The sequence below is a fragment of the Candidatus Blochmanniella pennsylvanica str. BPEN genome (assembly GCF_000011745.1).
Classification (GTDB): Bacteria; Pseudomonadota; Gammaproteobacteria; order Enterobacterales; family Enterobacteriaceae; genus Blochmanniella; species Blochmanniella pennsylvanica.
The window spans coordinates 108,756-128,335 of record NC_007292.1; the positions used below are offsets into that span (position 1 = coordinate 108,756).

The 19,580-nt window shown below is 31.2% G+C and carries 14 protein-coding genes and 2 tRNA genes; 14 read left to right on the plus strand and 2 right to left on the minus strand.

All coding sequences use genetic code 11. The features are described 5' to 3' along the window. Positions 1–61 precede the first annotated feature (61 nt). Positions 62–3,835 carry an autotransporter assembly complex protein TamB gene (locus tag BPEN_RS00450; RefSeq protein ID WP_238374064.1) on the plus strand — a complete coding sequence of 1,258 codons (3,774 nt, stop codon included), beginning with the start codon at positions 62–64 and terminating at the stop codon, positions 3,833–3,835. Positions 3,836–3,910: 75 nt separating this feature from the next. On the opposite strand, the gene ppa is transcribed toward BPEN_RS00450, so the two are convergent. Beyond that, the gene (gene ppa, locus BPEN_RS00455) at positions 3,911–4,444 is read right to left on the minus strand and encodes an inorganic diphosphatase (RefSeq protein ID WP_011282643.1); all 534 of its coding nucleotides are present in this window, start codon (positions 4,442–4,444) and stop codon (positions 3,911–3,913) included. 196 nt (positions 4,445–4,640) lie between these two features. Beyond that, entirely contained in the window at positions 4,641–5,612 is a 972-nt protein-coding gene (gene ispB, locus BPEN_RS00460; RefSeq protein WP_011282644.1) for an octaprenyl diphosphate synthase, read from the minus strand. Positions 5,613–5,803: 191 nt separating this feature from the next. Between ispB and rplU the strand changes: the two genes are divergently transcribed. The 13 genes from rplU to infB all read left to right on the plus strand — a co-directional run bounded on the left by rplU (position 5,804) and on the right by infB (position 19,515). Next, positions 5,804–6,121 (plus strand): 50S ribosomal protein L21, encoded by a 318-nt coding sequence (gene rplU, locus BPEN_RS00465; protein ID WP_011282645.1) that lies wholly within the window; start codon positions 5,804–5,806, stop codon positions 6,119–6,121. Between the two features lie 45 nt (positions 6,122–6,166). Beyond that, entirely contained in the window at positions 6,167–6,421 is a 255-nt protein-coding gene (gene rpmA, locus BPEN_RS00470) for a 50S ribosomal protein L27 (protein ID WP_011282646.1), read from the plus strand. A 359-nt stretch (positions 6,422–6,780) separates the two neighbouring features. Then, positions 6,781–7,803, plus strand: coding sequence for a GTPase ObgE (gene obgE, locus BPEN_RS00475; RefSeq protein ID WP_011282647.1), 1,023 nt, complete (start codon positions 6,781–6,783; stop codon positions 7,801–7,803). Positions 7,804–8,133: 330 nt separating this feature from the next. Beyond that, entirely contained in the window at positions 8,134–8,610 is a 477-nt protein-coding gene (greA, locus tag BPEN_RS00480; protein ID WP_011282648.1) for a transcription elongation factor GreA, read from the plus strand. A gap of 376 nt (positions 8,611–8,986) precedes the next feature. Beyond that, the gene (gene rlmE, locus BPEN_RS00485) at positions 8,987–9,613 is read left to right on the plus strand and encodes a 23S rRNA (uridine(2552)-2'-O)-methyltransferase RlmE (RefSeq protein WP_011282649.1); all 627 of its coding nucleotides are present in this window, start codon (positions 8,987–8,989) and stop codon (positions 9,611–9,613) included. 73 nt (positions 9,614–9,686) lie between these two features. After that, the gene (ftsH, locus tag BPEN_RS00490) at positions 9,687–11,615 is read left to right on the plus strand and encodes an ATP-dependent zinc metalloprotease FtsH (protein ID WP_011282650.1); all 1,929 of its coding nucleotides are present in this window, start codon (positions 9,687–9,689) and stop codon (positions 11,613–11,615) included. A 130-nt stretch (positions 11,616–11,745) separates the two neighbouring features. Next, the gene (gene folP / locus BPEN_RS00495; protein WP_011282651.1) at positions 11,746–12,585 is read left to right on the plus strand and encodes a dihydropteroate synthase; all 840 of its coding nucleotides are present in this window, start codon (positions 11,746–11,748) and stop codon (positions 12,583–12,585) included. A 13-nt stretch (positions 12,586–12,598) separates the two neighbouring features. Then, positions 12,599–13,960, plus strand: coding sequence for a phosphoglucosamine mutase (glmM, locus tag BPEN_RS00500; RefSeq protein WP_011282652.1), 1,362 nt, complete (start codon positions 12,599–12,601; stop codon positions 13,958–13,960). A gap of 146 nt (positions 13,961–14,106) precedes the next feature. After that, the gene (gene secG, locus BPEN_RS00505; protein ID WP_011282653.1) at positions 14,107–14,388 is read left to right on the plus strand and encodes a preprotein translocase subunit SecG; all 282 of its coding nucleotides are present in this window, start codon (positions 14,107–14,109) and stop codon (positions 14,386–14,388) included. A gap of 158 nt (positions 14,389–14,546) precedes the next feature. Continuing rightward, positions 14,547–14,632 (plus strand) — tRNA-Leu (locus tag BPEN_RS00510). A 71-nt stretch (positions 14,633–14,703) separates the two neighbouring features. Further along, positions 14,704–14,777 (plus strand) — tRNA-Met (locus BPEN_RS00515). Positions 14,778–15,291: 514 nt separating this feature from the next. Then, the gene (gene nusA / locus BPEN_RS00520; protein WP_011282654.1) at positions 15,292–16,809 is read left to right on the plus strand and encodes a transcription termination factor NusA; all 1,518 of its coding nucleotides are present in this window, start codon (positions 15,292–15,294) and stop codon (positions 16,807–16,809) included. Positions 16,810–16,839: 30 nt separating this feature from the next. Next, entirely contained in the window at positions 16,840–19,515 is a 2,676-nt protein-coding gene (gene infB / locus BPEN_RS00525; RefSeq protein ID WP_011282655.1) for a translation initiation factor IF-2, read from the plus strand. Positions 19,516–19,580 lie beyond the last annotated feature (65 nt).

The following is a 19,580-nucleotide window of genomic DNA, read 5'->3' on the forward strand; positions in this document are numbered from 1 at the left end:
TTTTGTAAAAAAAATCTGTGTTATTTTTTTATTATGGATATCAATAATATGTGGATTTTTTGTGTTTTTATTAGGTACTAATATAGGAACATATTTAATTTTTACAGGCATTACGTATTGTATTCCTGGTTTAGAATTTGATTCTGTTTCTGGCAGTTGGGGTAATTTTAATATAACTCATGTAGTATATGAAACTTCGATAGGTGTAATTAACATTGATAAATGTGATGTTTTTTTAAATCTAAAAGACATATGGAATAAAAAAATATATATTAATCATCTTTTTTTGGAAGATGTTTATATAAAAATAAAAAAAAACGATGTGACGAACAAATCACATACAAAATACGAAAGGATAGAAATAAATAATATTCGTTCTATCCCATTTGCCATAATATTAAAGAATATAGTATTGAATAATACTTGTATTCATTTCAATAACATTACGTTTGAAGTAACGAAATTAGATACTGAATTAACATTTCAAGATAATTTATTGACAGTTTTACCTGTAAATATTAAAGGGGCAGTTTTAAATATTCCCGATGTAAATACATCAAATATAGCAACCAAAGCGATAGATATATATAAGTATAGTAATCAACGGAATATAAAGTATTTATTGAAATCATTTTCTAGTAAATTATTAACAAAATTACCTTCTTTTAATTTTCCTATAAATATAGTTCTAAAGGATATAACAGGAGAGAATTTTTATATTTTTGATAATAATAATTCTTATATTGTTAATTATTTTTATTTACAAACATATTTATATAATCAAACTGCAAATATTAACTTGAATCTTAAATGTCCATATGGATACCTTAATGTAATAGGTAGCATAATATTTAAAGAATATTACCCAATAAATATAACCCTCAATTATACGAAATATCATTTTAATACTAGTAGTAATTCTACCAATATAAAGAAAAAGGACGTAAGTAAAATAAAATTAGTTATCGTAGGAGAATTATATAATGAGGTACGTCTTTGTTGTGATTTTTTAGGTGTTATTTCTACAGTACATGTATTATTAAAAACTAAGATAATGCAATTTGGAATGCCTATAACTATATCTATAGTTGGTAGAAAAATACCACTTTCTTTTTTAGGAAAGAATGATTCTTTAATAGAAGAGCTCGATGTATTTGTCAATGGTGAAACAAGAAATTATTCCATTCAGATAACGTCTCAATTAAGTAGCGCTCAATTTTCATCATTAGTACATATAGTTATGAACGCTCAGGGAGATGTTAATAGTTGTTCTATTTCTAAATTAAGAATGACTGCATTAGAAGAATATCTCGATATACAAGGAATGGTTAATTGGTCGGGTGATATGATTAGTTGGAACAGTGTGTGCGCGTTAAACAAAATAAATATTTTTCAAAAGTGGTTAAAATGTCCTATAAATTTGTCAGGTAACATCAATATGCAAGGACACGTATATTCTGACGCTTGGGACATAACAATATCTGATTTAAATCTTAATGGGAGTATAGAAAATAATAATATTTCATGCATAGGTGTATTATACAATAATTCAACTGGTACATGGAAAATACCCACATTACTAATTAAATGGGGTCCTAACGTGTTAAAAATACAAGAAGACTTGAAAAGAGATTCTATTTTCAACATTGTGTTTGCGGCTCCAGATTGCAACGTGCTGATACCTGGATTAAACGGTAGTGTATATGGAAAATTTAAATTATATAGTCCCGTTAAATATTCTCCTAGATTGTTGTTAAATATTGATGCATGTTCTTTGTATTGGCATGAAAAAAAACTTTTTTTTGACAAAATAATGATAAACGGGGATATTTGTTATGATACCGTTATACAAAGCAAAATTTTTTTTCAAGCAAATCAGATAAAATGTGGAATTGTGTCGTTATGTAAATTAATTATACAAGGACAAGGTAATATTAAAGAACATTATTTAGATTTAGTTGCCTATGGCGATATGTTATCTGGTCAAGTAAAACTTTTTGGAAATTTAGATCTTTTTCATAAAACTTGGCATAGTAAAATTAAAAAAACAAACATTGTTACTGCAATAGGAACATGGAAATTAATGCAAGATATTGTTCTTACTTATCAATATTTAACGCGAAAAATTATCCTTGATTCACATTACTGGGAAATTGTTGATTGCACCATCCCTATTTCTTATGTTTTAAAGGAGAATATATTGAATAAAGTGAATGATGCATTCAAAAATTTTAATGTAGTTTCTTTAAATATTTTATTACCAAGATTAATGAACATGCATATTGTTCGTATATATTGTACAGATTGTTATTGGATATTAGGCACCTTATTACCTAAGGGTATAATTTCATTTTCAGGAAAACAATTTAACATCAAATCCTCTATTGAAGAGCCCGAAATTTTTCCGATTACAATAAATAACATAACTGCAAAAATCGTATTGACACAAACTGCTTCGTATTGCAAGTGGTTCATGAACATTGGAGATGATGATCAAGTCCATGGACTATTTAAAATAACTAAATTACACAATACATCTAAATTAGCAGGAAATATACATGTTAAAAATGTTTCGTTAGTATCTTTTTGTAATTCATTGATTTCGCTACAAGAACCTATACATGGATTGTTAAATTTAAATCTTTATTTTTATGGATATAAACGTCACCTAAAAATTTATGGCGCAGCTCAATTAAAAAATTTTAATGTTAATAAACCTGATACGCTATTTTTTGTAAAAAATGGTCAATTATTTATAAAATTCTTTGGAGATCATGCTGTATTAAATGGAACAATAGATACGGATTATGGATATAGATTGCATTTAAATGGGAATATTATGAATTTTGATTCTATTAGTAATATACGTGCATTTTTTAAAATACGAGGTAACCAAATTAATTTTTGTATGTCTCCAGAAATAAAAATGAAGATATCTCCTGATTTTAATTGTACAATTACTCCAGAAAAAATTCATATAGAAGGCAATGTTGCAATCCCTTGGGCTCATATTGAAGTGAAGGAGTATTCAAAAAATATAACAAATATTTCTTCAGAAGAAATTTTGCTAGATGATAATCTCCAACTTATTTTAAATAATTCTAAAAATTTATTTATTTCTTTTTCTGCTAATATTAACGTGTGTCTTGGTAATGATGTTAATTTTAACGGATTGGGTTTTCGTACAAAATTAAGAGGTAATTTAGAAATTGAATACAATAAAAATCATTTGGCATTAACAGGCCATATTGATATACCTTCTGGTTGTTTTCAAGCATATGGACAAAATTTGATAATACGAAAGGGACAATTATTGTTTTCCGGAGCGATAAACCAACCATATATCGATATTGAAGCAATTTGTGATCCTTCTAGTATTAAAGAAGGGAGTATAGTTGGTATACGGATTACTGGTACTTTTAGTCAACCAAAAATAGAAATTTTCTCTGATTCATTATTCCTTTCTCCACAAGAGATAACATCTTATTTATTAGGCGATAGTAAAAATGTAATTCCTTTGAATACAGATACGAATATAGTAACATCGTTGTTAATCGGAGCAACTGTTAGGAATAGTGAGAAGTTTATTAACAAAATAGGAAAGATATTTGGTGTTCAAGATTTAACATTAAATACTCAAGATATTAGTACCGCACCGTTAGTTGCGTTAAGTGGATATATTGCTCCTGGTCTACAAATTAAATATGGAATTGGCATTTTTGATTTATTGACAACAATAACAGTACGTTATTGCTTGTGTTCGAAACTATATTTAGAAGTTACTTCCGGAAGCAATCAACAAGCGGTTGATATATTATATAAGCTTGATTTTTAGTTTTTTATATTTGCATATATCCAATACCAATATACTTAAAATGTGTAAGATCTAATATAAAGTGCAAGTGTGATATTAAATTTTTTTTTCAAAACGTTCAAAAGCATTTAAAATTTCCGTTTTAGCGGCATTAATATTGCTCCATCCTTTTATTTTTACCCACTTTCTAGAATCTAATTCTTTGTAATTTTTAAAAAAGTGACTAATTTGATTGCGCAATAAAATTGAAAAATCATTTATATCTTTCACTAGTGAGTATTGTTCTGATATTTTCTCGTGGGGCACTGCAATTATTTTTGCATCTTCTCCAGATTCATCTAGCATATTAAGCATACCTATAGGGCGGCAATGTATTACACAACCTGATCGTAAAGGATATGGGGTAGGTACTAAGACATCTACTGGATCTCCGTCCAATGATAAAGTATTATTAATATATCCATAATTGCAAGGGTAAAACATAGGTGTTAATAAAAAACGATCAACGAATATTATTCCTGTTTTTTTATCAATTTCATATTTAATTGGATCAGAATTGGCTGGAATTTCAATAATCACATATATATCTTCTGGAATATTTTTTCCCGCTGGTATTTGATTGAAATACATTTATATTGCCTATATATAGATAATAAATTTAAAAACAATCATATGTTATATATGTTTTATTATCAATATGTTTATTAACATAACATAATTGTGTTTATTACAGTTAATAAAAGTATTTCATGTTTATAAGCATCACAATTTTATATTTTATATATAATTTTAATGTCAAATTATTTGTGATTTTAAAGATGAAAATCTAATAAATTCTTTGAACCGTATAAGTCGCTAAACTTGCTAATGCTTGTCGATAAGGAGAAGGAGGTAAAATATCAAGACAAGAGATAGCTTTTTTGATTTCTGTTTCAGCGCGTTTTCGAGTGTATTCTAATGATCCATGTTGATGCATTGTATCTAAAATTATATTTAACAAGTGACGATGGTTACCTTCTTTAATAGATTGAATTATAAGTGATGCTTGTTTTGAGGTGCTATGATGAATAGCGTGTAGCAGAGGAAGAGTAAGCTTTCCTTCATTTAAATCATTTCCGACATTTTTCCCAAATATTGTTTCTGAGGCAGAATAATCTAATACATCATCAACTAGTTGAAAGGCAATCCCCATATATCGCCCATAATTACGTAATGCTTTTTCTTGACATGTATTGGCATCAGCTAAAATAGCAGATGATTGAGAAGCTACTTCAAATAAACGAGCAGTTTTACTATAAATAATTTTCATGTAACTATCGATAGTAATAGTGGGGTCATTACAATGTGTTAATTGCAATATCTCACCTGCTGCAATTATATTGACTGCATCTGCCATCAAAGATAATATTCGCAAGGATTCTAATTCAGTCATCATTTGAAAGGCTCGTGTATATATAAAATCCCCTACCAATACACTAGCAGCATTACCAAAAATTATATTAGTAGTTTTCCTACCGCGCCTCATGTGTGATTTATCTACTACGTCATCATGTAATAAAGTAGCAGTATGAATAAACTCTATTAATGTAGCAATAGTAACATGTTGTGTTTTTTTATAGCATAACGCCCTTGCGGTCAGCAAGGTAATCATGGGTCTAATTCGTTTTCCTCCACTATCTACAATGTATTGAACAAGTTTGTTAATTAAAGTGATTTCAGATGCTAATCGCGTGCGAATTTCTGAATTCACATCTTCCATATCTTGTTCAGTTAGTTCGGAGATTTGATCAATATTCATTAATATTATTATAAATATAAAATGTTGATGTATTTATATATTGTTTACGTACGCAATTTTTTTATTAAGTTAAACTACACTTATGAGTATGCAGTAAATTTTATTATTGTGTTGAGAAACATTTTTTTTTAATGTATAACAATATGTATAGAAATAATATCAGATTATAAACAAGAGATGGATTATTATTTATGTATGCAGTTTTTCAAACTGGTAGTAAACAGTATCGTGTTGTTGAAGGCCAAGTGATTCATATAGAACGGATTGATCTTGAGGTTGGTAATCAAGTTGAATTTAATCAAATATTGCTTATTGATTCTAATGAATGCCTTCACATAGGGAGTCCTTTTATAAAAAAGGGCCGGATTATAGCAGAAATTATAGCTCAGAGTCTTAATCAGAAGATAAAGATTATTAAATTTAGACGTCGTAAACATTTTCGTAAATTCCAAGGACATCGTCAGTGTTTTACAACAATAAAAATAGTAAGCATTAAGCATAAGCATTAAGCATAAGCAATTGCAATCCAAATTATTAAGAAATAAGGAATAAAAATGGCACATAAAAAAGCTGGAGGCTCTACTCGTAACGGTCGAGATTCACATAGTAAGCGTTTAGGAGTTAAATGTTTTGGAGGTGAATGTGTATCGTCAGGCACTATTATTGTGCGCCAACGAGGCAATACATTTCATCCAGGAAAATACGTAGGTTGTGGAAGAGATTATACTCTTTTTGCTTTAAAATCTGGAAAAGTTTTATTTGAAAAAAGGGGAGCATTGCGCCGAAAATTTATTAGTATCGTTTCTTAGAAATAGAAACTTAATTTATTAATGTTACTTAATAATTAAAATTTTTAATTTTATAAATAAAGAATTAATTGCGCCCAGGTATTTTGGTAGTTGTATAGTTATAAGCGATGACTATATTAGTATTTTGAAAATGACATGTGTGTTTTTTATAAGGTTTAAGAATTATTAAAAACGTTCATGTGTTCATACGGATTTGAAAGGTAAGTAACTATGTATATTGATAACGATAGAAGGAACAAAAATACTAAAAACATTATTTAACAATATGGAATAAATTTTATTATTACAAAATTTACACTAACTTATTAAGTGACAAGTTATTTATACTATAAATATAGACGATATGTTAGAGATATATTATGAAATTTGTTGATATGACCAACATTACGGTTATTGCTGGTAACGGAGGGAATGGGTGTGTTAGTTTTCAAAAATCGGGAAGAAGAGCTTCTTTTTTGAAGAAACCTAATGGTAGTAATGGAGGAAATGGAGGGGATGTTTGGTTATTAGCAGATCCTAATATTAATACTTTAAATTATTTTCATTCTAATTGTGTTTTTAGAGCCGGTCATGGACAAAGTGGCCGTAGCCGTGGTTGTACTGGTAAAAGAGGCAAAGATGTTATTGTGAAAGTACCGTGGGGAACTAGAGTAAGTTATAAAAAAACAAATAAATTATTGGGAGATATGGGTATTCATCACAAACGGTTGATGGTGGCTAAAGGAGGGCGTCATGGTTTGGGAAATGGACATTTTAAATCTTCTTTGCATTATTGTAAGGTACTTAATACAAATGGGTCAACAGGAGAGTTCCAACATTTGCTATTAGAATTGCTTCTAATAGCAAATGTTGGAATATTTGGATTACCTAATTCTGGAAAATCTAGTTTTATTCGTATAATATCGTCAGCGAAACCAAAAGTAGCAGATTATCCATTTACTACATTAGTACCGTATTTAGGTGTGGTACAAATTAATAACTATGATAGATTTATTATTGCGGATATTCCTGGTATTATTAAAGGCGCTTCTCATGGTTTGGGATTAGGAATGCGATTTTTGAAGCATCTAGAACACTGTCAAATTTTACTGCATTTTATTGATATTGCGCCTGTGGATAATTCCGATCCATTAGAAAATATTATTACTATTCAGCATGAATTAAGTAATTACAATGAAAATTTAGTTAGAAAACCTTGTTGGTTAATATTCAATAAAATAGACTTGTTGGAACAACAAGTGGCGGAAAAAAGGATTAACCATGTTATTAGTTCTTTAAAATGGAAAGGGCGCTATTACTCAATATCTTCTATACATAATACTAATGTATTATCGCTATGTAACAGTATTATGAAGTTTATTATGCATCATACTCACAGTTAAGAACCAACTCTTATGTATACACAAGACAATGAGTAGGAATCAGGATTAGCTAATTCTATTGTTATTTTAAAACAATACACATAATATACCTTTAAGTTTAAAAAATTTTAATATCATGATATCGTAATTGATGATGTTTTATACACATAGATATTTATAAAATAGTTTATACATATTAAGAGAGATGTTTTTTGAAAAAGTTTTTAAAAGTTAGGTAATGACAATTTTTGTTTTTAAGAAGATAAAATTATAATGTTTAATTAAATCATGCTTTTGTATGTAGCGTGATTGTTTATTGTTTACATGTATGCAATATAATAAAGGTATAACATGAAGCGCATACCAATGACTTTACGTGGAGCTGAAAAGTTAAGAGAGGAACTAGATTATTTAAGAAATGTTCTTCGTCCAGAAATTATAAAGAATATTTCCGAAGCGCGGGAGCATGGCGATTTAAAAGAAAATGCTGAGTATCATGCTGCTCGAGAACAACAAGGATTTTGTGAGGGTCGTATTCAAGAAATAGAGTCTAAACTTTTTAATGCACATATTATAGATATTACCAAATTAACTACTGACGATAAAGTAGTTTTTGGCGCTACGGTTGGTGTTGAAAATTTGGATACAACATATAGACAAACGTATAGTATTGTAGGGGATGATGAGGCAAATCTTAAGGAACATATGATTTCTATCAATTCTCCTATTGCTAGAGGTTTGATTGGTCATAAAGAAGGAGATATTGTTCGAATTAATACTCCAAAAGGAAAAGTAAGATATAAAATACTCCAGGTTAAATATTGTTAAACATATTTTTATTTTCGTTTTTATTTTAAATTTTTTACAAAATGATGATTATGAAAGTAAAAAATAAAATTTTATTCGTAATCGTTATATTAATTAATATTAATAATACAAATATATGATGCTATTAACATTATTATTAAATTTATATTTTTTACTTTCATCTATTTTGAAATATTTATTATTTGCAATTAGATATATGTTTATGCGCGCTATTTGTAATAATTAGAAAAATATATAAAAATTGGATATACACAAAAAATTTATTTATTTTTATGGAATTTTTATTTTTTTGTTTAAGTAAGATTGAAAGAAATAGAAATTATCGCCATTTTATCAATGTTGTTTATTCAAGAAAATATTTGAGAAGTAACCCGATATGGTAAATAGCAAATATTCTATGTGTTCTTCAGGATGGTTACAAAAACATTTCAAAGACCAGTATGTGAAAGCAGCACAAAGACAGAAACTGCGGTCACGGTCTTGGTTTAAGCTTGATGCAATAAATCGCATAGATGCATTGTTTTCTACTGGTATGACAGTAATAGATTTGGGATCAGCGCCTGGCGGGTGGGCGCTGTATGTAAAAAGTAAAATAGGAAAGACAGGGCGTATTGTAGCGTGTGACATATTATCTATGCGTAATATTTCTGGGGTGAATTTTTTGAAAGGAGATTGTTCTAATCCTAATATTTCTAAAATATTATATAAATGGGTAGGACAGAAACAGGTTAATGTGGTTTTATCTGATATGGCTCCTAATACAACCGGTATATCAATAATCGATGTAAGTCGATCTATACATCTTGGGAATTTGGCGTTAAATATATGTCGTAACGTATTAATGCATAGAGGTGCTTTTTTAGTGAAAGTTTTTCAGGGAAAGGGTTTGGATAAATACTTGTGTGATGTGCATTCCTTATTTAACATAGTAAGGATCCGTAAGCCAGATGCCTCTAGGTCTCATTCTCGTGAGGTTTATATTGTAGCGAAAGAACGTAAGTAAGCATAATTTATATGTAGATATGTTAAAATTATTTAAAATTTTGTTGTAATGCGAGGTTAATCTTTTGAGTGACATGGCGAAAAATCTGGGTATCTGGTTAGTCATTGCAGTAGTCTTGATGTCTTTATTCCAGAATTTTGGGCCTAGCGACTCGAACAGTCGCAAATTGGATTATTCCACTTTTATGTATGATTTAAACCAAGATCAAGTTAAAGAAGCTCGCATTAACGGTCGTGAAATTGTGGTTATTAAAAAGGATAGTAATCGTTATATTACTTATATTCCAGTAAATGACCCGAAATTACTTGACATTCTTTTAACTAAAAAAGTTAAGGTTGTTGGGGAGCCTCCAGAAGAACCTAGTTTAATTACATCTATTTTTATTTCTTGGTTTCCAATGTTATTATTGATTGGGGTTTGGGTTTTCTTTATGCGTCAAATGCAAGGAGGCGGCAAGGGAGCTATGTCTTTTGGTAAAAGTAAAGCACGTATGCTAACTGAAGATCAAATAAAAACTACTTTTGCAGATGTGGCAGGATGTGATGAAGCAAAAGAAGAAGTGAAAGAATTAGTAGATTATTTACGTGAACCCAGCAGATTTCAAAAACTAGGAGGAAAAATTCCAAAAGGAGTCTTAATGGTAGGACCTCCTGGAACTGGAAAAACACTTTTAGCCAAAGCTATTGCGGGAGAAGCAAAAGTTCCATTTTTTACCATTTCGGGTTCTGACTTTGTAGAGATGTTTGTCGGTGTCGGAGCATCTCGTGTTCGGGATATGTTTGAACAGGCTAAGAAAGCTGCTCCATGTATTATTTTCATTGATGAAATTGATGCGGTTGGTCGTCAGAGAGGCGCAGGTTTAGGAGGGGGGCATGATGAACGTGAACAGACTTTAAATCAGATGTTAGTAGAAATGGATGGATTTGAAGGAAAAGAAGGTATTATTGTCATAGCTGCCACTAATCGTCCAGATGTATTGGATCCAGCTTTATTAAGACCAGGACGATTTGACCGTCAAGTAGTTGTAGGATTACCGGATATTAGGGGGCGAGAACAAATATTAAAAGTACACATTAGTCATGTACCGTTGTCATCAGATGTAGATATATTAGTAATTGCGCGAGGTACACCAGGATTTTCAGGAGCGGATTTAGCTAATCTAGTGAATGAAGCGGCATTATTTGCTGCTCGTGATAGCAAACATATGGTATCGATGGTAGAGTTTGAAAAAGCTAAAGATAAGATTGTAATGGGTGCAGAGCGTCGTTCCATGGTGATGACAGAAGCTCAAAAAGAATCCACAGCCTATCATGAAGCTGGTCATGTTATAATTGGTAGATTAGTCCCGGAGCATGATCCGGTTCATAAAGTAACTATAATCCCTAGGGGACGCGCTTTAGGTGTAACGTTTTTTTTACCAGAAGGTGATGCAATTAGCACTAGTCGACAGAAATTAGAGAGTCAAATTTCTACATTATATGGGGGTAGGCTTGCTGAAGAAATAATTTATGGCCCTAATAAAGTATCTACTGGCGCCTCTAACGATATTAAAGTAGCTACTTCTATTGCTCGAAATATGGTAACCCAATGGGGGTTTTCGGAAAAACTTGGTCCGTTATTATACGCAGAAGAAGAAGGAGAAATATTTCTTGGGCGTTCAGTGGCGAAAGAAAAGCATATGTCTGATGAAACTGCTCGTATTATTGATCAGGAAATTAAATTTCTGATTGAAAAAAACTATATACGTGCTCGTGAGCTTTTGATAAAAAATGTGGATATTCTTCATTCTATGAAAGATGCGTTAATAAAATACGAGACGATTAATGCATCTCAGATAAATGATTTGATGGATCGAAAATCAATTAAGCCTCCATCTGGATGGGAAAATAGCGTGTCTGATACTAATGATAGCAATAAGGAGGCTTGTGTTTCTTCTATAAAAGAATCAAAATCAGTAGACAGCGAATCTTACAATGATAATCCTGATGCTGCATCACAATAATATGTAAATAATTTTGATATAAAAACAAAAATTGAATTATTGTCAGATTTAAATAGTATTTTACGTTTTTAATATGAATTAAATCACCTAAATTAATTTTTAAATACTGTTTGGAGATGTCTTTAAATTTATGACATTGATTACAAATAAACGTATTTTAGATTTTTCTGAAATTCAGATTATGGGGATTTTAAATATTACTCCTGATTCCTTTTTTGATGGAGGTAATTATTGTACTCTTCCTAAAGCAATTGATCATGTGTTTAATATGATTACTTATGGCGCTACTTGCATTGATGTCGGAGGAGAATCAACGCGACCTGGATCCGATGTTGTCAGTGATGAAGAAGAAGCGGATCGGGTTATACCCGTAGTACGTGCTATAGCACAGCGTTTTGATACTTATATTTCAATAAATACATCATCAGCGTTAATCATACGCGAGAGCGCAGCTATCGGTGCTCATATGATTAATGATGTCCGCTCTCTTACTGCTGCAGGAGCACTGAAAGCTGCATTATATTGTAAATTGCCGGTATGTTTAGTACATATGCAAGGAGAACCTAATACAATGCAAAATTCTCCCATATATTCTAATGTTACACATTCAGTAAACGAGTATTTTACTAAACAAATCACTCGTTTTGAATCAGCGGGTATTAGCAGAAATAAATTATTACTTGATCCTGGTTTTGGTTTTGGGAAAAGTTTATCACATAATTATCAGCTATTAGCTAATTTGAAATATTTTCATCATTTTGGTTTACCTTTATTAGTAGGTATATCACGCAAGTCAATGCTTAATCTTAGTTCTAATTCATATAATCCTAAACAAAGATTAATAGGCAGCATTGCTTGCGCAGTGATTGCAGCTATACAAGGCGTACAAATTATTCGCGTGCATGATGTTAAGGAAACAGCAGAAGCATTAAAAGTGGTGCGTATGATGTTGAAACAGCAGACAAAGTAAGGACAAAATTAATATGAAGCGCCGCAAATACTTTGGTACTGATGGAATTAGAGGCAAAGTTGGGAGCATGCCCATTACTCCAGATTTTATTCTGAAGCTTGGTTGGGCTGCAGGAAAAGTATTAAGTCGTTTTAGTGGCGGTAGGTCTAATTACATTATTATTGGAAAAGATACTCGCATTTCTGGGTATATGTTAGAATCGGCATTAGAGTCAGGATTAGCTGCTGCTGGTTTGTCTGCTGCATTAACTGGTCCTATGCCTACTCCGGCTATTGCGTATTTAACTCGTACTTTTAGAGCTGAGGCTGGCATTGTAATTTCTGCTTCACATAATCCTTTTTATGATAATGGTATTAAGTTTTTTTCTATTAAGGGTACTAAATTAGATAATGAAGTAGAGCATTCTATAGAAATAGAATTAGAAAAATGTTTAACGTGTGTTGATCCAAAAGAGTTAGGAAAAGCTAGTCGTATTGTTGATGCAGCTGGTCGTTATATAGAATTTTGCAAAGGAACTTTCCCTGCTCATCTCAGTTTAAGAAAATTAAAAATAATTGTAGATTGTGCTAATGGCGCTACTTATCATATAGCTCCAAGTGTGTTCCGTGAATTGGGCGCTAATGTGACTACTATTGCGTGTCGTCCAAATGGAGTTAATATTAATAAAGAATGTGGTACTACAGATATTCGGCAATTACGTGCCCATGTATTAGCAAAAAAAGCAGATTTAGGTATTGCTTATGACGGGGATGGAGACAGGGTCATTATGGTTGATCATTTTGGAAATAAAGTAGATGGTGATCAAATGCTATATATTATTGCTCGAGAAAAATTACATTGCAAGCAATTAACAGGCGGTATTGTAGGGACTCTTATGAGTAATATGGGGCTTGTATTGGCATTAAAACAGTTGAATATTCCTTTTATACGTTCTAATGTTGGCGATCGCTGTGTACTTGCAATGTTAAAAAAACAGGGTTGGAATATTGGAGGTGAAAATTCCGGGCATATTGTACTTTTAGATAAAACTACCACGGGAGATGGTATTATTGTTGCTCTTCAAGTATTATCCGCAATGGTAAATAATTGCGTAAGTTTACATGAATTATGCAACGATGTGTCTTTATTGCCTCAAATTTTAGTTAATGTATATTGTTCTAGTATTAAAAGCCCTTTAGAGTCTGATTTGGTTAGAAAAGAAACTAAAGCAGTAGAACAGGAGTTATCTGAACAAGGCCGCGTGTTACTGCGTCAGTCTGGTACTGAACCATATATTCGTATTATGGTGGAGGGAAATTGTTGTTATGGTAAAATATTATATTTAGCAAATAGGATCGCTTCTGTAATAAGATCGGAAATAAAATCAATACAATAGTCATTTACTTTAAATATTATGCGTATATTGAATAATTATAATATAAGTGAGTTATGTAGTATTTTTATATAAAAAGAAATATTAGTAGTTTCGGAAATTATTTATTTTTTTAAACATAAAATGTTTGTATAAGGCGATATAATATCATGTATCATTTTTTTTTGGTTATATTTTTAATTATAGCAATAGCTCTAATCACGTTGATTATGTTGCAACAAAACAAAAGTAATGATTCAGGAGGCATGTTTAGTAGTCGTTCTTTAGGAGATATGTTAGGTTCAGGAGGTATCAATAATGGTATAACGTGTTTAATAGTAATTTTAGCTATATTATTTTTTTTATTTAGTTTGTTATTGGGAAATATAAATAGCAAACAAAATCAAAAGTATATTCAAAATAATATACAAAATAGTCAATTGCAAGATTGATAAAATTATATAAATTTTAAGCGTAAGTTTTTCAACAACAAATTAATTAAGATATCTTTTTATATGTAATAAAAAGATATAAAATATGTGTAACCGGAAATGTATATATAAATTAAAGTATTACTATGAGATATCGATATTATCGATGGTTGTTAATAACCGAGGTGGTGGAATTGGTAGACACGCTACTTTGAGGTGGTAGTTCTCTTATTTGAGATTACGGGTTCAAGTCCCGTCCTCGGTATTGTTTTGTAATATAAATAATTTGCTTTTTCGGAGTTATATGGTATACAATTCCTATTGTTTTAGTACAGGCGCGGGGTGGAGCAGTATGGCAGCTCGTCGGGCTCATAACCCGAAGGTCGTTGGTTCAAATCCGACCCCCGCAACCGTATCAAGTAGGTTACTTTGTTTGTACTTATAGGAAATATAATACGTGTTGTGTGTTATACCAAGCCTGATTAAGGCTGGTATTGTAGTTTAAGAATAATGGAAAATATGTTGATATTATTAGGAACTACATAAATAGTATCAATTATATTAAATTAGTTATGGTTAAATGTTTAGTTAATATTCAGAGAATATTAATAGATTTCTTTTCATGTTGATAACATACCTATCAAATAAGTAGATCACTGATTATTTTCTATGGAAATTTCTCAAGGTTTATTAATTTCATAATATCGAATAGAATTCTGTTATATGTTACAAGGTTGTCTGATATGAATAGGACGATTAAATTAATTTGTATCAATTATAATCATAGTTTTTGTAATTGAATCGATAAATTACAAATACATCATGTTTTCAATACGATGTAGGGGTGAATTGTTTTTTAAAATTTAATTACACAATGATATACACATAATAGCTATTAAGGAAATAGCATTTTGAGAAACTGGGATGAATAAAGAGATTTTGGCTGTTATAGAAGCAGTTTCTAATGAAAAAGCTGTACCTCAAGAAAAAATTTTTGAAGCATTAGAAACAGCATTGGCTGCCGCTACAAAAAAGAAATATGAACAAGATGTTGAAGTTCGTGTTGTAATTGATCGTAAATCAGGTCAGATTAATACATTTCGGAGGTGGGTTGTAGTGGAACAAGTAACTCAACCTACTAAAGAAATTACATTAGATGCAGCTCGATTTGAGAATCCAAAAGTACAAATTTGTGATTACGTTGAAGATGTCATTGAATCTATTAGTTTCGATCGTATTACAACTCAAACCGCAAAACAAGTTATTGTTCAAAAGGTGCGTGAAGCTGAACGTGCAATTATTATAGAACAGTTTTTAAATCGACAGGGTGATATTGTTACAGGTATAGTAAAAAAAATTAATAGAGATAGTATAAGTATAGATTTAGGAAATAATGCTGAAGGTATGATTAATAGAGAAGAAATGTTACCGCGTGAAAATTTTAGATTAGGAGATAGAATTCGTGGTATTCTTTATTTGGTGCGACCGGATTTTAAAGGTCCTCAATTACTTATCAGTCGTACTAGGACTGAAATGTTGATTGAATTATTTCGTATTGAGGTACCTGAAATTGGAGAAGAATTAATCACAATTAAAGCCGCAGCGCGAGATCCTGGTTCACGGGCAAAAATTGCCGTCAAAACAAATGATAAGCGTATTGATCCAGTAGGAGCATGTGTAGGAATGAGAGGAGCACGTGTTCAGGCTGTGTCTGGTGAATTAGGAGGAGAACGAGTAGATGTTATATTATGGGATGATAATCCTGTTCAATTTGTTATCAATGCTATGTCTCCTGCTGATGTTGCGTCTATTGTGATAGATGAAGATAAACATACAATGGATATTTCAGTAGAGGAAACTAATTTACCTCAGGCTATTGGAAGGAATGGACAAAACATTCGTTTAGTATCTCAATTAAGCGGCTGGGAACTCAATATTATGACTGTAGATGAGTTGGAAAAGAAACGTCAAGTTGAAATATGTACTATCACAAACATTTTTATTCATTCCTTAAATATCAGTGAGCAATTTGCTAAAATTTTAATTGATTCAGGGTTTTCTTCTCTTGAGGAGTTAGCTTATGTACCTATGACAGAATTATTATCAATAAAAGAATTTGATAGAAAAACAGTAGAAATAATTAGGGATCGCGCAAAAAGTGCTTTAAAGAATTTTTCTGTGATTCATAATGAAAAAAATATTAAGGAAGATAATTATACTGCGGCGGTTATTCATCCCGTTACAGGATTATTGAGATTGCCTAATATTGAATATAAATTAGCACTAACATTAGTTGAACGTGGTATTTCTACATTAGAAGAGTTAGCTGAACAAGATATTTCGGATCTTTCCGATATTGAAGGATTAACTAAAGAAAAAATTGGAGAATTAATTATGGAAGCCCGCAATATTTGTTGGTTTAATAATGATAACAAACATTAATATTATTATTAGTAATAATTAAGGAAAGCCATGACAGATACCACCATACAATCGTTTGCTGCGGAAATGAAAATGTCAGTAGATCAATTAATACAATGGTTTTCATATATTGGCATTTTAAAAACAGAAATAGGTATTGTAACTCAAAGAGAAAAAGAAATTTTATTTAAGTATATGAATGATAATAAAAGCGACATATCTAAAAAATTAATATTACAACGAAAAACACGTAGTATTTTAAGTGTATCTAGTGTCGGTGGTAAAAATAAAAAAGTACAAATAGAGATACGAAAGAAGCTTACATATGTACAATCTACTTTACAAGAGACAGAGTTTATTGATGTAAAAAACAAAATGGTTTTAGATGCTAATCGCGAAGCATCTAGTCTAATTGTAAGGAATAATAGATTGGTCAACAAAAAAATAAGTAATACTCTCGGTCCGTCATCATTAACAAAAATTTCCAAAAAAAATCATCGTTATTCTGAATTAATAGAGCACAAAGAGAAAGTCATAGGAAAAATCTCCCGTAAATTTGAAGATAAGTCTTTACAAGACTCAGATGAAACACAGTTGCTTAAAAAAAAGACTAAAAATTGTTGGGACATTGAATTAAATAATACAAATGCAATTTCTTCTAATTTAGGAGATAGCTCCAGTAATAGTAAATTGTATTGTATGCCTGAATTGTTAGAGAAGAATAATAACCAAAAATTAGAAAATGAAAGAAGAAATCGCTCTCGTGTGCGTACACGATATCGAAATGGCGGGAAATTGACTAAACAACATAAAAGGGGTAATCATCATCGTTTATATGAGGCAACATCTGATGAATTCGGTATGGAAGAAGAGTTATATATTCCGAATCGTGTTAATAAAAGTAAGCGTAAACAAAGTGCATTAGTGCAAGTTTTTAATAAACCTGTTCAAACAATTACTCGTGATATTATTATTGGACAAACTATAAGTGTAGCTGAATTAGCGAATAAGATGTCCATAAAAAGCTCTCGTGTCATTAAAACGATGATGCAATTGGGTATAATCGCAACGATTAATCAAATTATCGATCAAGATACTGCTCAACTGGTGGCAGAAGAAATGGGCCATAATGTTATTTTACGTCGTGAAAACGAACTAGAAGAGTTAATTATGAATGATCGTGATATTGATATAACAAGTTCTGATACTACTCTCGCAAATAGAGCGCCAATAGTTACTATTATGGGTCACGTAGATCACGGAAAAACATCCCTTCTTGACAGAATTCGTTCAACTAAAATAGCTTCTTCTGAGGTAGGAGGTATTACTCAAAGTATAGGCGCATATCATGTGAGTACTGATAATGGTATGATTACTTTTCTTGATACTCCAGGACATGCAGCATTTACTGCTATGCGTGCTCGTGGGGTTCAGATAACGGATATCGTTGTTTTAGTAGTAGCCGCTGATGATGGAGTTATGCCTCAGACTATTGAAGCAATAGAGCATATTAAGGCTGCCAATGTTCCCGTGGTTGTAGCAATAAACAAGATTGACAAATCAGAAGCCAATCCTGAAAGAATAAAAAATGATCTTAATAACCATGGTCTTATTCCAGAAGAATGGGGTGGCGATACACAATTTATACATGTTTCTGCTACTTCAGGAAATGGAATAGACAATTTATTAGATGCTATTTTATTGCAATCAGATATGTTGGAGTTGAAAGTTGTGCATCATGGTATGGCAAGGGCCATAGTCATTGAATCTTTTTTAGATAAAGGACGTGGTCCTGTAGTTGCTGTTCTGGTGCGTGAAGGTACATTAAAATGTGGTGATATAATTTTATGCGGAACAGAATATGGACGTGTTCGCGCCATGCGTAATGAATTCGGACATGAGATTACTTCAGCTGGTCCGTCAATCCCGGTTGAATTATTGGGTTTATCGGGATCACCTGCTTCTGGGGAGAGTGTAATTGTAGTTCGTAACGAAAAAAAAGCTCGGGAGGTAGCTTTGTATCGTCAAGGAAAATCTCGTGAAATAAAATTGGCTCGTCAAAAAGAACCTAACATAGAAAATATATTTTCCAGTATTAAGAATACTAGTGTGGTTTCTGAATTAAATTTAATTGTTAAATCTGACACGAAAGGTTCTTCTGAAGCTATTCGTGAATCCTTAGAAAATTTATCAACTGGTGGTGATGTAACAATAAAAATTTTGTCTTCGTCTATTGGTGGTATTACTGAAACTGATGTTGCATTAGCAGCAGCTTCTAATGCGGTTATTGTAGGATTTAATGTTCGAGCAGACCCCACTGCTCGGCGTATAATTGAAGCGGATCAGTTAGATGTGCGCTATTATTCGGTAATTTATGATTTGATAGATGAAGTAAAACAAGCAGTACATGGTATGCTAGCGCCACGCTATAAACATGAAATTATTGGTTTAGCAAAAGTACGTAATGTATTTCGTTCTCCAAAATATGGAAACGTTGCTGGTTGCATGGTTGTTGAGGGAATGATAAAACGTTATAAAAAAATTAGAGTTATACGAGATAATATAGTAGTGCATGAAGGCGAGTTAGAGTCGCTTCGTCGTTTTAAAGATGATGTTAATGAAGTACGCAGTGGAATAGAATGTGGTATTGGTATAAAAAATTATAAGAATATTCATTCTGGAGATATGATTGAAGTGTTTGATATGGTAAAAATATCTCATGTATAACTGAGATTAGGTATGTTCATTATTAGATTATTCAATTGGGTGTTTATTTGTATGTGATATACATG

Coding starts and splice junctions, on each gene's coding strand:
- ispB (WP_011282644.1), bottom strand. CDS start 5,612: ATGAATATTGATCAAATCTCCGAACTAACTGAACAAGATATGGAAGAT.
- glmM (WP_011282652.1), top strand. CDS start 12,599: ATGAAGCGCCGCAAATACTTTGGTACTGATGGAATTAGAGGCAAAGTT.
- rpmA (WP_011282646.1), top strand. CDS start 6,167: ATGGCACATAAAAAAGCTGGAGGCTCTACTCGTAACGGTCGAGATTCA.
- rlmE (WP_011282649.1), top strand. CDS start 8,987: ATGGTAAATAGCAAATATTCTATGTGTTCTTCAGGATGGTTACAAAAA.
- infB (WP_011282655.1), top strand. CDS start 16,840: ATGACAGATACCACCATACAATCGTTTGCTGCGGAAATGAAAATGTCA.
- nusA (WP_011282654.1), top strand. CDS start 15,292: ATGAATAAAGAGATTTTGGCTGTTATAGAAGCAGTTTCTAATGAAAAA.
- rplU (WP_011282645.1), top strand. CDS start 5,804: ATGTATGCAGTTTTTCAAACTGGTAGTAAACAGTATCGTGTTGTTGAA.
- secG (WP_011282653.1), top strand. CDS start 14,107: ATGTATCATTTTTTTTTGGTTATATTTTTAATTATAGCAATAGCTCTA.
- obgE (WP_011282647.1), top strand. CDS start 6,781: ATGAAATTTGTTGATATGACCAACATTACGGTTATTGCTGGTAACGGA.
- greA (WP_011282648.1), top strand. CDS start 8,134: ATGAAGCGCATACCAATGACTTTACGTGGAGCTGAAAAGTTAAGAGAG.
- folP (WP_011282651.1), top strand. CDS start 11,746: ATGACATTGATTACAAATAAACGTATTTTAGATTTTTCTGAAATTCAG.
- ftsH (WP_011282650.1), top strand. CDS start 9,687: ATGGCGAAAAATCTGGGTATCTGGTTAGTCATTGCAGTAGTCTTGATG.
- ppa (WP_011282643.1), bottom strand. CDS start 4,444: ATGTATTTCAATCAAATACCAGCGGGAAAAAATATTCCAGAAGATATA.